We start from the raw sequence: 14730 nt of genomic DNA, 5'->3' as shown, positions 1-14730 counted from the left end.
TCTTTTCTAAATTAATTTTGATGAAAGTCTAATGGACGTAAACTTGCTTCGATTTCAGCCCGTTTAGGCTCTAAAAATGGAGGCAATGCTAAACGTTCACCTAATGTATCAATATTTTCATCTACTTCAAATCCAGGGGTATCAGTTGATAATTCGAATAAAATATGATTTGGTTCTCTAAAATAGAGCGCCTTAAAATAATAGCGTTCTACTTTTCCTGAATTTGTAATCCCAAGTGAATTTATTTTGTCAGCCCATTTATTATACTCTTCTACGTTTGGTACCCTAAAAGCTACATGATGTACACTTCCTCGTCCAGGTCTAGCTCTCGGTAAGTCTGGTCTTACCTCTAAGTGAACTTCTGCACCAGCACCACCTAATCCGGTTTCATAAACTTCTATATTTGCAAAATTTCCTTCTGTTGAAGGGTAAGTGCCAACAAATCTAAATCCTAAAACATCTGTTAAAGTTTTACTAGTAGCAATCGAATCTTTTACAGTTAGTGTCACTGGACCTAAGCCTAGAATTCCATGTTCGGTTGGAATATCTGATTTATTCCAAGGAGTACCTGGAGAAACACCTTTTTCACCATTATCAGCTACTAAAATTAAATTTGTACCTTCATAATCTTGAAATGCGAGTGTATCTCGATTTGCTCTTTTAATGATTTCATCATGTGAAATATTAAGTTCTTTAAAGCGATTCTTCCAATAATGTAGTGAGTCAGTTGAGGCCACTCTTAAAGAAGTTGAAGATATGATCGAGTGACCCGGATATGTATTTCCTAGATTAGGGATATCAAAAAATGTTATTTCTGTCCCTGGGTTTGCTTTTGCATCACCATAAAATAAGTGATAACTGGAAGTGTTATCTTGATTTACAGTTTTCTTAACAAGTCTCATCCCTAATACCTTTGTGTAAAATTCGAAATTTTTTTCAGCCTTTGTAGTAAGTAGTGAAACATGATGAATCCCAAATAATTCCACTTTCATCACTCCTTTATATTTTTTATAACAATATAACTTTCATAATTTTTATGTTTATTTGTTATTGCATAGAGATAGAGGTAGAGTTTTATGTTAAACTGTTATCTATTAATTATAATATTCTGACAAATAATCTAGAAAGGGGAAAATGTTTTGTACTTTGGTTATCTATTAATTTTAATATCTGCAATAGCCTTTGGATTAATGCCTATTTTTGCACTCTATGCCTATGATCAACATGTAAGTGTAAATACATTATTATTTTTACGGTTTACATTTGCAACAATTATGTTCTTTAGTTACTTAGTGGTTAGTAAAAAGTTAGTTAAAATTACAAAAAAACAATTATTATTGTTTGTTTTACTAGGTGGAGTATTGTATATGCTTCAATCAAGTTTTTATTTCAGTTCAGTAAAATATATTCCTGCTTCATTAGCAGCATTAATTCTTTATTTATATCCCATTTTTGTAGCAATTCTGTCATTTTTAGTAAACAAAGAGCAATTAACAAAAAGTATAACGATTTCAATTTTACTCTCGTTAGTCGGAATTGTACTAGTATTGGGAGCTCCTGCAGAAAATATAAATCCATTTGGAATCATATTAGCATTAGCAGCAGCAATCGTTTACTCAATCTACATAATTGTTGGTGGGAGGGTTTCGATGCATGTACCACCTTTAGTAACAAGTGCCTATATATCATTATTTGCAGCAATATCATTTTTACTAACTGGCGTGTCGACAAGCACCATTCACATTCATTTTAACTTTATTGGTTGGATCTCAATTTTAGGTATTTCAATTATATCGAGTGTCTTATCAATGGGGACATTTTTTGCTGGGGTAAAACGAATTGGACCAACAAAAGGGGCGGTTTTAAGTATGGTTGAGCCAGTCGTTACAATCACATTTTCAACTATGCTATTTCATGAAAATATGAGTTTACTTCAAATGCTAGGAGGAACGATAGTATTAGGTGGCGCTCTTTTAGTTGTTCTTACTAGTGAGAAAAGAAAGATTGTTGAGAATAAAATGGATTTTTAAATGTAATATGATAAAATGTATTTAGAATAATAGTTTAATAATTTAAAGTTAATATGGCTGCTTTTGCAGCTATTTTTTAATTTGTAAAGGAGTACAATAATGTTTGAATTTAAATTAAAAAATGGACAAATAGTAAATGTTCGCCAAGCAACAGGAACTGATGCTAAATCAATTATAGATTTTTATAACATTGTAGGTGGAGAAACGAATTTTTTATCATTTGGAGGAAATGAGTTTCAAAGAAATGAACTAGAGTATCAAACATTTTTAGAAGATACTTTCAATGAAAAAAATTCAATTATATTATTAGGCACGATCAATGATCAAATAATAAGTATCGGTTCAATCAATTCTAGTCAAAAGGAACGTACAAAGCATGTTGGTACCCTAGGCATTGTAATTAAAAAAAAATATTGGGGATTAAGTTTAGGGAAGTTATTAATGCAATCATTAGTTGATTGGGCTAAACAAAATAATCTAACTAGAAAAATTCAATTAGTTACGAACGAAGATAATCATAAAGCTATTCAATTATATAAAAATTTAGGATTTGAAATTGAAGGTGTAATGAAAGAAGATACTTATATAAATGGAAAATACTGTAATACTTTAATGATGGGTTTATTTATTAAATAGTACTGAAAATAAAGTTCTATTATAGACACAAAAATTAATAAAATTTAAATCTAAAAAAAGACGAACTACAATCCAATTAGAGCTTTATATATTATAGAAAGATAATGATTTTATAAAGGTGTAAATATGATTAAAGATTTATTTCTTAATTTTTCATTGTTAATATTTTTCTTAATTGGGTTTAATCGAATTCAAAATATTTTAAAGCAAAAGTTTAAAAAAGAGTATCCAATTATTATAGGTGTACTACATGGAATATTTGGCATTATTTTAATTATTTTTGGAGTGAGCGTCTATCATAATAACATTCTAGATTTTAGACATCTTGCTATTTTATCTGCTGCATATTTTGGAGGGATTAGATCTGCCTTTATTACTAGCATTATGCTTATTGCATTTCGCTTTTCTTATTTTGGTGTAAACGATGGTTCAATATATGCATGTGTAACAATCACAATTAATGCAGGTGTCAGCGGGCTTCTAAATAGATGGATTAAACAATATTGGACTAAATGGTTTACTATGATTTCTTTTTTAGTCTTACTAAGCAGTTTTTTCTTTGTCTATCAACATATTAAATTTTCAAGCTCTATTGTTCCTGTGATGCCAGTTTATGAAATAGCAATCTTATTATGTGGTACGTTCATGGCTTTTTTTATTCACTTTTTAAATAAAAATGACAAATTAAAGATTGCACTTAAAGAAAGTGAAGAAAGATATCGAACATTAATAGAAACTTCCCCAGATGGAATATTTGTCCAAATAGACGGAGTAATAAAGTTGGCAAATCAAAAAGCTGCTAATCTACTTGGCGCTAACTCACCTTCTGAATTAATAGGAATCTATGTATTTGATTTGATAGAACCTACAGGGTTAAATGATTCATTTAGTCGCTATCAACAATTTCTTAATAGTGATCTTATACAAGATCATAAAGAAAGTAGCTATATCCGTTTAGATGGTTTGAAAATTGATTTATCATTTTCTGGTTCAAAAGTAATATACGAGGGCCAACTAGCAACGATGGTTGTTTTTAGGGATATTACTGAACAAAAAGAATCAGAACGAAAATTACAACAAGCAAATCATTTATTACATAAACTATCAATTACAGACGGTTTAACAGGATTAGCAAATAGACGATATTTTGATGAAGTTTTTCAAATTAAATGGGATGAGGCTCGAACGAATCAAACTCCGATTGCAATAATGTTAATTGATATTGATTCATTTAAACTATTCAATGATACTTATGGTCATTTAGAAGGGGATAAATGTCTACAAACTGTAGCAAATGCCATTTCTATCAATTTATTAAGAGATAATGATTTCTCTGCAAGATATGGCGGCGAAGAGTTTGTTGGTATTTTATCAGAAACAAGTGAAGGGGAAGCATTTTATATTGCAGAAAAAATTCGAAATGTAATAGTAGATTTGAAGATTCCAAATGAAAAGTCATTAGTTTCCCCATTTGTAAGTGCTAGTATTGGGTTGGTAAATTTAGTGCCAAATGATTCAATTGACTTAGTAGATGCCATAAATTTTGCCGACAAAGCTCTGTACTTGGCTAAATTGAATGGTAGAAATCAAGTACATGTATATTCTAATTTGGAAATGTCTTTCGTTAAAAAAGCCTTGTGATATTTAATCACAAGGCTTTTTGTTAAAGTAGCTATAGTTTTTAGAAGCACGTAAACGATCTAATTCGATGTGTATCGATTCCAAAGAATACCCATCTCCAGCCAATCCATCTCCAACCTGCAACTGAAGTTCTGCCGACGAAGGTTGGAAAGAACCAAAATTGTTCACCATTATTCAACCATACATAAGTATTTCTAAAACGACAACCAGAAATTGCACCTGGATCTACCGCAAATGTTGTAGCTTGAGACATTGTTGGCGTGAATGAAGGAGGTGGTGCAGTCGGTTGACCTTGAGACCCGCCATGCCCCCCCCCACCCGGTTGTCCCGGAAATCCTGGGAATCCACCTGGTTGCCCTGGGAATCCGCCCGGTTGTCCCGGAAAGCCTGGAAATGTTCTATATTGAGGGAAAAAGTTCATATTATCAACTCCTTTTTAGTTTTATCCTTATTAAAGTATGAAAATTAATGTTTTTTGTTTGGGCTGATAGTTAAATATCCATTTTAACTAGGGAAGTTTGCTTATATAAAAGATTTGAGCCTGACAATATTGTTGAATCTTAGAGAAGGATGATCAACTTCTCTTTTTTTAATGTTCAAAGTTAGTAAATTTTACTTATCCTAATCATCAAAAGTACCAAATATTTTCAAAAAAAGAATGAGACTTTACTAAAAAATACCTATTTTTACTTTTAAGGGTAAAAAAATTACTTCTTAAAGTAAAAAACACTTGCGTTTTTCTTTAAATTCGAATAAATTAAACTTAAAGGAGGAGAAAAATGGAAAATTTACGCTTGAATGTCGCATTATTACGTCGCAGAGTACCGAATTTGACTACTTCTGCAAAATCTGTTGGACTTCGACCAGCTACAGTTTCAAACTTATGTACTGGAAAAATTCCAATTGGTCGCTCAGAAGTAAAAACACTAGTCGCATTAGCTGCTTTAGCAGAATGTACATTGGATGAACTTATTATTAGAGGGGAGAAGATTGAGATGATTGAAACGGGAATAAAAACGCTTGATTTATTTGCTCCATTAGTAAAAGGTGGTACAGTCGGTTTGGTTGCAAGACCTGGCATGGGTCAATTAGTCGTATTAGCAGAAATGTTTTATAAATTAAAGAATGATTCATATTTTACAATTCTATTAAAACCAGAAGGTGAGCATCCAGATATAGACGCTATTCTAGCTGATGTAAATTTAGTATGTCATTCAACTGATGAAGTGTATGAAGCAATAGCAAAAGCGGGAAAAAACGTAGAGTTTGCTTTCGCGGCGGATCGTTCAAACGTCATTACAGGTGATATTAACCGTCTCCAACAAAAATTATCAGATATAGGTATTGAAGGTGTAACTACATTTTTAGTTGATATAAAAGGAGAAGCGGTGGACGAAGATTTCCCATATGGACCATTAGAAACATTATGGCAGTTTGATGCAGATTTAGCTTTCAGACATAAATACCCTGCAATTAATCCTATTCATTCAACATCTACAGTTTTAGAAGATAATCAATCAGATCAAACCCACAACCAAGTACAAAAGGCAGCTCAGAAATTACTACGTAGATATCGTGAGCTAAGGTCATTAGTAGCAGTACATGGAATTGATTCATTACCTGAAAATGAAAAATTGACCTATAAACGTGGTGAATTATTAGAAGCATATTTAACACAACCATTTTTCGTAGCAGAAGAATTCACAGGTACAAAAGGGGCATCTGTTAATTTGCAAAATACTTTACAGGATGTTCGAAAACTAATTGATGGTGCTTACGATTCGATGGAAGTAGATAAAATGAATTTTATTGGTAGCTTGTAGAAAATTAAAACAACATTATTTGAATTACCAGTGTGACGTTTGTTTATGTGTCACACTTTTTTATATTTTACCTAAATATAGTTTTCTGGAAGATTGTAGTATAAAATTTAAGAATTATTTAAGAATTTAATAATAGGCAATTAATTTTTCTGAATTATAATATGTCACAAACAAAGATCTTAAAGTAAGTGTTCATCATTCGCCTGAAAGTTGGAGTATATTTTGTCGATTCGAAAACGGTTAATTTTATCTAATATTGCAATGATTGTTATTCCGATCATTTCTTTTATCCTTATCGAGATTATGCTCGGTGTATTTTACTATAAAGTTTTTGAACCTAAATTTAATGGTCATCCACCACATTCTTTTTATTTTTTCCGTTTCGGAATTATTGTCCCTATTTTTGCAATTACAAATGGGGTGCTTTCGTTTTTTGTTTCAAGAAGCATACTAAGACCTGTAAAAAATCTTACAAATGCTGCTAAACAAATTAGTGAAGGAAATTTAAACTTTGAAGTTAAACCAATAAACAAAGATGAACTAGGTCAATTAGCAGTTAGCTTTGAATTAATGAGACGAAATCTAAAAGAGTCAGCAGAAATTCAGAAAAAATATGAAGAAAATCGTAAAGAATTAATTGCAAATATTTCACATGATCTTAAGACACCAATTACGTCAATAAAAGGCTATATTGAAGGGATTAAAGATGGCGTGGCGAATACACCAGAAAAAATGGAGCGGTATATTGAAACAATCTATATGAAAACCTTGGATATGGATCATTTGATTAATGAACTTTTTCTTTATTCGAAGCTAGATTTAAAACGTGTACCATTTCATTTTGAAGAAGTAAATATTCATGATTATTTAGTCGATAGTATCGAGGAGTTAAAATTTGATTTAGAACCGATAAATGTAAGGATTACTTATAGTGATAATGTGGATCGAAAGAATAGTATTGTTCTGATGGACCGGGAACAATTCAAACGTGTAATGACAAATATCATTCAAAATAGTTTGAAATACATGGATAAAGATGAAAAAAGAATTTCCATAACATTAATAGACGACAAAGAAAAAATAACGATAAAATTTCATGATAACGGTAAAGGAATTTCAAAAGAGGCACTTCCGTATATATTTGATCGTTTTTACCGGGCCGATCCATCAAGAAATGTGTCAACAGGTGGGACTGGATTAGGACTGGCTATTGCAAAAAGAATCGTTGAAGAGCACGGTGGAGAAGTACGGGCAGAAAGTGAAATTGGTAGATGTACAACTATTTTTCTTACATTAAATAAGAAATAAAAATCAAAGGTGACAAAATGAAAAAGATTTTAATTATTGAAGATGATCAAAGTATCGCATTATTACAAAGAGATTATTTAGAAATAAATGATTTTGCAGTTGAAATAGAATCTAATGGAAAAAGCGGACTTCAAAAAGCTTTATCTAAGGAATATGATTTAATCATACTTGACTTAATGTTGCCAGAATTAAATGGATTTGAAATATGTAAAAAAATCCGGGAAAGTAAAGACATCCCAATCTTAATTGTTTCAGCAAAAACGGAAGATATAGATAAAATTAGAGGTTTTGGACTAGGGGCAGATGATTTTATCGTGAAACCATTTAGCCCAAGTGAATTAATAGCCAGAGTAAAAGCGCATCTTTCAAGGTATCAACGTTTAGCAAGTAAAGGTCAAATTAATGAAGAAGAAATTCAAGTTAGAGGACTTACGATTCAAAAGGATTCTAGAAAAGTTCTTGTTAATGGCGACGAAAAAATATTCACAACGAAGGAGTTTAACTTACTTACTTTTCTTGCTTCCAATCCAAATAAAGTATTTAGTAAAGAATTATTATTTGATCGTATTTGGGGATTTGAAACTGTTGGTGATATTTCTACTGTAACTGTTCATATCCGGAAAATCCGTGAAAAAATAGAAGTTGACCCGTCCAACCCAAATTATATTGAGACGGTTTGGGGAGCGGGATATCGGTTCAAAGATTAAAATTAATAATTAGTATATTAATGGGGGATCTCATCAGTTTGTAAACGGGCTTATGGGATGGCTCTTTTTTTATACCCGCTCATGAATGAAGGAAAGAAACTTTATTTGGTCGTCATAAAAAGAAGCAATATTTCAATTCAAAAATGATTTAAGAATTATTTAAGAAATTGATAATGGTAGTTTTATATCTTGCCACTATGATTAAAAGTATAAAATTAATGAAAACGGAGGTAACAAAATAGTGGCTAAAAAGAAAATAAATTTAACGAAAAAAAATATATTAGTTAGTGTACATGTGTTAGCAGTATGTGCTTGGTTTGGAGGTACATTAAGTTTAATCATATTAGGATTATATTTGAAAAATGCGCAAAACTCAGAGCAACTTATTTATACATTATCGAGCATGCATATAATTGATGAAAATTTACTAAAGTACCCTGCACTTGCAACTTTAATTACTGGAATTTTACTTTCAATTTGGACTCAATGGGGATTAGTAAAATATTATTGGGTTGTTATTAAACTCGCTCTAACTGTCTTAACTATCCTGATTGGAATCTTTTTAATTAATGATTGGTTCTCCTATTTAGTAAATACCGCAGAAGCATTAGGGGCCAGTGCGCTTAATGAACATAAATTTGAATCAACTTGGATTTCAATTATGATAACTGGAGCATTTAACTTAAGTTGTTTAGCACTCATGACATTCATTACGTATTTTAAACCTTTTGGTAAAATCAAAAAGAATAAAAAAGTATCAACAACATAAAAATCACTTGTTATGGAGTTCCAACTGATTAAGAAGTAATACTAATTGAGTATTACTTCACGCTGTTGAAAAAGAACTTTGTCAATTAAGATGGAATTATATCACTGATAAATAAGTTGTATGATCATGATTTCCACTACAGTGTGCTCGCTTTCCATGGGGCGAGATTCTTTAGCCTCCTCGACATTAGCCTGTGTGGTCTTTAGCCTTCCCGCTAATCCCATAGGAGCCTGGCACCCTTTCGTTCCAATCAACTTCTAGATAAAAAAGAATAATCTAATTGTAAGTGATAGATAATCAACACCTTACAAATCATTATAAATATTGAGCCTCAAAGATATTTGTCATAATAATAACGTTAATTTGTGTTGAATTTATGCAAGTTAGTTAAAAAAATATATTAAATCAATTGTCTTTCAATAAGAGACGATTAAAAGATCATATTTAAAAATATTGCAAATTGCATCGAATATCATTAAATGTTCGTATTTTTTATATTGACTACAATATATTTCAACACTCTGAAGTAATACTATTTGAGTATTACTTTTTTTTATGAAAAAACTATAATATTTTACCAAAAAATTAAACATTCTAATTAATGTGTCTTTATAAAATCAACATTGAAAGTAAACGTTTTATTTAATATGACATTTGTCATCTTTTTCATATGACGCCTGCTACTACCACTAGGCAAATTAACTTATATAATTAGGATAATATAATATTGATAAGTTACAACATTAGGAAGGAAATTCTAAATGTCAAAAGAAAATCAAAAGAGTTTACGAAAACAAATAATTCCTTATGAAAAATCAAATTTAAAAGCTAGTATTTGGCAAATGATTAATACTTTTATTCCATTTATATTTTTATGGTATCTTGCTTATAAAAGTATTTCGATTTCAGTAGTATTAACAATCTTTATTGATATTGTTGCTGCACTATTCTTAATAAGGGTATTTATCATCTTCCATGATTGTTGTCATCAATCATTTTTTAAGAATAAAACAGCTAATAAAGTTCTTGGCACAATTACGGGTGTTGTTACTTTATTTCCATTCAGTCAGTGGAAGCATAGTCATTCAATCCACCACGCTACAAGTGGGAACTTAGATAAACGCGGGATTGGAGATATGTGGGTTTTAACAGTTGAAGAATATGTTGAAGCATCGTTCTGGACAAAAATACAATATCGTCTATACCGTAATCCATTAATCATGTTTGGTTTAGGACCAATTTATATCGTGTTAATTACAAATCGATTCAATACGAAAAATGCAAAATTAAAAGAAAGACTAAACACATATTTAACGAATATTTTAATTGTTGGGGTTTCAGCTTTATTTTGCCTTATAATTGGTTGGAAAAGTTATTTATTAGTAGAAGGTCCGATCTTTTTCATTTCGGCAGTATTAGGAATTTGGCTTTTCTATGTACAACACCAATTTGAAGACACTTATTTTGAAGAAGATACGAATTGGGAATATGTAAAAGCAGCGGTTGAAGGAAGCTCGTTTTATAAACTTCCAAAATTATTGCAATGGATTACTGGTAATATTGGATACCACCATGTTCATCATTTGAGTCCAAGAGTACCGAATTATAATTTAGAATCTGTTCATAATAATACGCTTCCATTACAAAATGTACCGACGATTACACTTAAAACTAGTTTAACCTCTTTAAAATTTAGATTATGGGATGAAGAAACAAAACAATTTGTAGGATTTAAAGATATAAAATCAATCTATAAAGTAAATCGCGAAAGTTCAGACACTGTCTGAACTTTCGATGTATTTTATTTACATTTTTATAAAGATTACCTTTGCTTAAATATGATAAAATTGTTAAAGAAAGGACACAAAACGTTTGAAAATGAGGTAAATTTATGTTTAAAAGATATTTAGTTTTCCTAAAAAGTACTGGGATCTCACCATATATTTGGACAGTTTTAGGAATTTCTCCATTTTATTTTATTTTTCTTTCTGCACATTCGACTTTAAGAATCATAATAGGAATTTTACTTACAATATCATTTTTTATAATCTATCGATTGGCGTACATATCAAAAGGCTGGTCAATTTATCTTTGGTCATCAATTTTAATCATCATATCCACTTCAATGAATATACTTTTTAGTTATGTATATTTTGCTTTTTTTATAGCATATATGATTGGAAAGAGAAAAAATCGAGTTACATTTTTAACTTTATATATCCTTCACTTAGTAATCACTACAATATCAATCAACATCACGATTATACTTCAAGAAGAATTAATAATTAGGCAACTTCCATTTATTATCATTACTTGGATTAGTGTCATTTTGTTACCATTTAGTCTTTACAGTCGAAATGAAAGAGGGCAATTGGAAGAAAAGCTAGTAGATGCAAATAAACGTATATCAGATCTTGTAAAACTAGAAGAACGTCAAAGAATTGCTCGTGATTTACATGATACGCTTGGTCAAAAACTTTCACTGATTGGCTTAAAAAGTGACTTAGCTAGAAAATTAATTATAAAGGATCCAGAATTAGCTCAAAATGAATTAAGAGATGTTCAGCAAACGGCCAGAACAGCTTTAAATGAGGTTCGAAAAATAGTTTCTCAAATGAGAGGGATCCGAATTAAGGATGAACTAATTAGGATTAAGCAAATTCTACAAGCGGCGGAAATTACAGTTGAATGTAACGATAATCTTCAACTGACAAATGTCTCCTTACTGACAGAAAATATTGTTAGTATGTGCTTAAAGGAAGCCGTAACAAATGTTGTAAAACATAGTAATGCTACTTTATGTAGAATTTCAATTAAACAAATGAAGAATGAAATAATTTTTTCCGTTATAGATAATGGAGTTGGTTGTAAATTGGATAAGTTTACAACCGGATATGGGTTAATTGGAATGAAAGAACGTCTCGAATTTGTGAATGGAACGTTAGAGGTAAACTGTGAAAACGGAATGACTTTAATTATGAAAGTTCCAATAGATGTAAAACAAATTGAAGTGGAGGAACTAGAATGATTAGGATCGTAATTGCTGAAGACCAACGAATGCTATTAGGTGCTCTTGGTTCTTTACTTAATTTAGAAGATGATATGGAAGTTGTTGGTCAAGCTTCAAACGGAGAAGAAGCAGTTAAACTAGTCAAGCAATTACAACCTGATATTTGTATAATGGATATTGAAATGCCTGGTAAAACTGGACTTGAAGCTGCAGAAGACTTAAAAATTTTCGATTGTAAAGTTATTATATTAACAACTTTCGCAAGATCTGGTTATTTTCAACGAGCATTAAAAGCAGGTGTAAAAGCCTATTTATTAAAAGATAGTCCAAGCGAAGAGTTAGCAAGCTCCATCAGAAGTATTATTGCAGGGAAGAGAATTTATGCCCCGGAACTTATGGACGATGTATATGCCGAGGAGAATCCATTAACTGACCGAGAAAAAGAAGTATTAGAGCTAGTAGCTGATGGTAAGAATACTCAAGAAATTGCGGATGAATTGAGTCTAAAAACCGGAACAGTAAGAAATTATATTTCTATGATTTTGGACAAATTAGAAGTTAAAAATAGAATCGAAGCTATAAAACAATCAAAAGAAAAAGGTTGGTTTAAGTGAAGATAATGGCAGGGATTATGAAAACAAGAAAAGCAGGTTGGGCAAGTATTTCAATACTTTAGCTCCTAAAACCTGCATTCCTTTTCTCTATTTAGTTTCCTGCTTTTCTTTTTTCTTTTTTTCTAGATTTTGTTTTTGTTTTTCCAGGTTTTTGAACTTCTTTAAAAAATTCGTCTAGCTCCTGGTTGAACTTATCTGTTTCTTCCAAGAATAAAAGATGACTACTTTTATAAAATGGAACAAATTTTGAACCTTTTATATTTTTTTGAATAAACTCACCAGCTGCTAAAGGAAAAAATCCATGACTACCAAAACAAATTAAAGTTGGAATATCGACATTACAAAGAGTATCCCGATAATCCACTGCGGTTTGATTAAATACAATAGTACTTGCAATTGCTGCAGGTAATTTATTCATTTCTTTTAAAATCCATTTATGTTCTTTTGGATCAGGTTGATCCATATACATACCATATATAAAATCGCTATTAAATTTGTTCTGGTCTTCCTGTATGGATTGCATGACATTTTTTAATATCGTAAAATCAAATGCGCCAAACTCCCAATCTGGCCATATATAATCGGATGCAGATTGATCAACAACTGTAAGCCCTTTAATATTTTTAGTCCCAAATTGATTAACATAATCCCACAATACAAAAGCTCCCATTGACCAGCCTACTAAAATTACATCCTTCAAATCTAGTTTTTCGATAAAGCATTTTAAATCTCGAGCGTACTGTGCCACTGTATGCCCATATTGAACTTTTGAGGACTTCCCATGTGCCCGTAAGTCTAAAGTAATGACTCGATAATTTTTACTAAAATACGGAACTTGTTTATGAAAAAACTTACTACTCATCATAACGCCATGTACAAAAATAACTGTTTGACCTTCTCCATGATCTTCATAATAGAGCTTTGTATGAGAATCTAGTTCAACATATGCCAATCTAATCGCCTCCATTGGCTTTTAAGTGTATTACTTTCTTATATTATTTCATCCAAGAATAATTCATGACTATTCGCTATTTCTTTGAAAAAGGCTGTTTAAGTAAAAGTTCCTGACTTATTAAAAGTGTAGTAGATTATTTAACTTCTATCAGGAATGAAGCTGTATAAGAAAGAATTAACTGATAAATTTTAATGTTTTTCTATTTAAAATAAAAATGTGGTAAAATTCAGATAAATATACAAATTATCCAAGCATTTAAAAGAGAATAACTTTTTTATAAATATACTATTTTGAATGAAAAGGAGAGAAATAAATGAATGTGATTGAGGGTTTTATTGAAGTAACAGGCGGGAAAGTGTGGTATCAAGTTCATAATAAGAATTCATCTAAAACTCCTGTTGTTGTTTTACATGGGGGACCTGGTTCATCTCATTATTCCATGCAAGGTCTACAAGTATTAGCAGAGGACCGTCCAGTTATTTTTTATGATCAGTTAGGATGTGGAAAGTCTGACCGTCCAACAGATACTTCTTTATGGAATATTGATAGATTTGTGGAAGAATTAGCCCAAATCCGTGAAGTACTTTCGCTTGATGAGTTTCATATACTCGGTCATTCGTGGGGGACAACCCTTGCTGCAGCTTATTATTTAACGAGACCAGATGGAGTGAAGAGTATTATCTTTTCAAGCCCTTGTTTAAGCGCTCCACTTTGGGCAGAGGATCAGGATCGAAATCGAAAACTACTCCCACTTGATGTACAAGAAACATTAATAAAGTGCGAGGAAAATGGAACAACAAATTCAGAGGAGTACAAAAAAGCAACTGCAGTATTTAACAAAAATTTCGTTTGCAGACTAGACCCGAAACCTGAATTTCTGAAAGATGGAGCACACTTTAGAAATCCGGAAGTTTACAATATTATGTGGGGCCCATCAGAGTTTCATGTTACTGGAAACTTAAAGGATTTTGACTGTACTTCAAAATTAAAAGACATTCAAGTGCCAACAATTTATACTTGTGGGCGTTACGATGAAGCAACTCCTAAATCAACAGAATACTTCAGTGAGCTAACACCTAATGGAAAATTCCACGTATTTGAGCAAAGTGCACATATGCCATACATAGAAGAGCCGGAAGAGTATATACGAGTAGTTGAAAGCTTTTTGAAGGAAGTTGAGTAACAAAAATAAATTGAACAACTGAAACGCAAGGTTAATACCTTGTGTTTTTTTTTT

14 protein-coding genes are annotated in these 14730 nt (G+C 31.2%); 11 read left to right on the top strand and 3 right to left on the bottom strand.

The genetic code is table 11. The annotated features are described in order from the left end of the window. Positions 1–11: 11 nt before the first annotated feature. Entirely contained in the window at positions 12–986 is a 975-nt protein-coding gene (locus B6K90_RS00070) for a ring-cleaving dioxygenase (RefSeq protein ID WP_088010518.1), read from the bottom strand. 153 nt (positions 987–1139) lie between these two features. Between B6K90_RS00070 and B6K90_RS00065 the strand changes: the two genes are divergently transcribed. From B6K90_RS00065 to B6K90_RS00055, 3 genes are all read left to right on the top strand, one after another. Beyond that, positions 1140–2030, top strand: coding sequence for a DMT family transporter (locus tag B6K90_RS00065; RefSeq protein ID WP_088010517.1), 891 nt, complete (start codon positions 1140–1142; stop codon positions 2028–2030). Between the two features lie 99 nt (positions 2031–2129). Next, complete coding sequence (locus tag B6K90_RS00060) at positions 2130–2666, top strand: GNAT family N-acetyltransferase (RefSeq protein ID WP_088010516.1); 537 nt, start codon at positions 2130–2132, stop codon at positions 2664–2666. 126 nt (positions 2667–2792) lie between these two features. Next, a complete protein-coding gene (locus B6K90_RS00055) occupies positions 2793–4307 on the top strand; it encodes a sensor domain-containing diguanylate cyclase (protein ID WP_088010515.1) in 1515 nt (504 codons plus the stop codon). A gap of 40 nt (positions 4308–4347) precedes the next feature. Here B6K90_RS00055 and B6K90_RS00050 read toward each other — a convergent pair whose 3' ends face one another. Beyond that, complete coding sequence (locus B6K90_RS00050) at positions 4348–4728, bottom strand: transporter (protein WP_088010514.1); 381 nt, start codon at positions 4726–4728, stop codon at positions 4348–4350. A gap of 358 nt (positions 4729–5086) precedes the next feature. On the opposite strand from B6K90_RS00050, the gene B6K90_RS00045 reads away from it, so the two are divergent. The 7 genes from B6K90_RS00045 to B6K90_RS00015 all read left to right on the top strand — a co-directional run bounded on the left by B6K90_RS00045 (position 5087) and on the right by B6K90_RS00015 (position 12538). Beyond that, positions 5087–6130, top strand: a complete 1044-nt coding sequence (locus B6K90_RS00045) for an ATP synthase beta subunit C-terminal domain-containing protein (protein ID WP_088010513.1) — start codon at positions 5087–5089, stop codon at positions 6128–6130. Between the two features lie 222 nt (positions 6131–6352). Beyond that, the gene (locus B6K90_RS00040) at positions 6353–7438 is read left to right on the top strand and encodes a sensor histidine kinase (protein WP_088010512.1); all 1086 of its coding nucleotides are present in this window, start codon (positions 6353–6355) and stop codon (positions 7436–7438) included. Between the two features lie 17 nt (positions 7439–7455). Further along, on the top strand, positions 7456–8145 hold the full coding sequence (locus tag B6K90_RS00035; protein WP_088010511.1) for a response regulator transcription factor: 690 nt from the start codon (positions 7456–7458) through the stop codon (positions 8143–8145). 241 nt (positions 8146–8386) lie between these two features. Further along, on the top strand, positions 8387–8914 hold the full coding sequence (locus tag B6K90_RS00030) for a DUF2269 family protein (protein WP_088010510.1): 528 nt from the start codon (positions 8387–8389) through the stop codon (positions 8912–8914). Positions 8915–9675: 761 nt separating this feature from the next. Continuing rightward, positions 9676–10701 (top strand): fatty acid desaturase, encoded by a 1026-nt coding sequence (locus tag B6K90_RS00025; RefSeq protein WP_088010509.1) that lies wholly within the window; start codon positions 9676–9678, stop codon positions 10699–10701. 104 nt (positions 10702–10805) lie between these two features. Then, positions 10806–11942 (top strand): sensor histidine kinase, encoded by a 1137-nt coding sequence (locus B6K90_RS00020; RefSeq protein WP_088010508.1) that lies wholly within the window; start codon positions 10806–10808, stop codon positions 11940–11942. Then, positions 11939–12538 carry a response regulator transcription factor gene (locus B6K90_RS00015; protein WP_088010507.1) on the top strand — a complete coding sequence of 200 codons (600 nt, stop codon included), beginning with the start codon at positions 11939–11941 and terminating at the stop codon, positions 12536–12538. The genes B6K90_RS00020 and B6K90_RS00015 overlap by 4 nt, the downstream gene beginning before the upstream one ends. Before the next feature lie 91 nt (positions 12539–12629). Here B6K90_RS00015 and B6K90_RS00010 read toward each other — a convergent pair whose 3' ends face one another. Next, a complete protein-coding gene (locus B6K90_RS00010; protein ID WP_088010506.1) occupies positions 12630–13490 on the bottom strand; it encodes an alpha/beta fold hydrolase in 861 nt (286 codons plus the stop codon). Positions 13491–13806: 316 nt separating this feature from the next. Here B6K90_RS00010 and B6K90_RS00005 point away from each other — a divergent pair, with 316 nt between their 5' ends. After that, positions 13807–14676: a proline iminopeptidase-family hydrolase gene (locus B6K90_RS00005; RefSeq protein ID WP_088010505.1), complete on the top strand. Its 870-nt coding sequence runs from the start codon at positions 13807–13809 to the stop codon at positions 14674–14676. Positions 14677–14730: the final 54 nt, after the last annotated feature.

The organism is Gottfriedia acidiceleris (assembly GCF_002128425.1).
Taxonomy (GTDB): Bacteria; Bacillota; Bacilli; order Bacillales; family Bacillaceae_G; genus Gottfriedia; species Gottfriedia acidiceleris.
The sequence above is the reverse complement of the archived record's forward strand: the minus strand, read 5'-3'. Positions and strand labels throughout refer to the sequence as shown.